The 888-nt window shown below is 65.3% G+C and carries 1 protein-coding gene; it reads left to right on the top strand.

Going from position 1 to position 888, the window contains the following annotated elements:
* On the top strand, positions 1-888 hold an 888-nt coding region (locus G3N96_RS38820), incomplete at both ends, for an alginate lyase family protein (protein WP_206140502.1).

The following is an 888-nucleotide window of genomic DNA, read 5'->3' as shown; positions in this document are numbered from 1 at the left end:
CGCGTCCCCGTGGATCGACAGCTGGAACGTGCTCGTCGCCAACGGTCACACGCGCCTGACGAACAAGCCGAACCCGCAGGTCGGCATCTATCGCGGCAATGATCCCACGCATGGTCAGAACTACGGCGCGCTCTACAACGACATCGCCGCCGCCTATGGCGACGCGCTGCGCTGGAAGGTGTCGGACGACACACGCTACGCCGACAAAGCCGTGGAGTATCTGGACCAATGGGCCTCGACGCTGACGACGCTTGGCGGCAGCGACGTGGCGCTCGCCGCCGGCATCTACGGCTACGAATTTGCCAACGCCGCCGAAATCATGCGCGGCTACAGCGGCTGGAGTGCGGCCGGGCTTGCCGCGTTTCAGGCAATGATGCGCAATGTCTTCTACCCGGTCAGTCACGCTTTCCTGACCCGTGTCGACACCGCGATGGACACGCACTACTGGGCCAACTGGGGCCTGGCCAACATCGCGTGCATCCTGGCCATCGGCGTCCTGTGCGACGATGCCGGGCTCGTCAACGAGGCCGTCACCCATTTCAAGACCGGTGGCAGCAACGGCTGTATCCGGCAAGCCGTGTACTACCTGCACCCCGGCAACCTCGGGCAATGGCAGGAAGCCGGCCGGGACCAGGGCCACAGCACGCTCGGCATTGCCTTGACGGGCGCTATTTGCGAGATGGCGTGGAATCAGGGCATCGACCTGTACGGCTATGACAACAATCGCTTTCTGGCGGGCGCGGAATACGTGGCCAAGGCCAACCTGAAGCAGGCGGACGGCGCGTTCTACACGGTGCCTTTCGTCACGTACCAGAACAGCGCCGGCGTCACCCAGACGCAGTTCGCCGCCGGTGGGCGAGGCGACGCGCTGGGGCGGCCCTGCTGGGC

The organism is Burkholderia sp. Se-20373, assembly GCF_017104705.1.
GTDB lineage: Bacteria > Pseudomonadota > Gammaproteobacteria > Burkholderiales > Burkholderiaceae > Burkholderia.
Note: the sequence above shows the minus strand (reverse complement) of the source record. Positions and strands in the feature narration are given on the sequence as shown.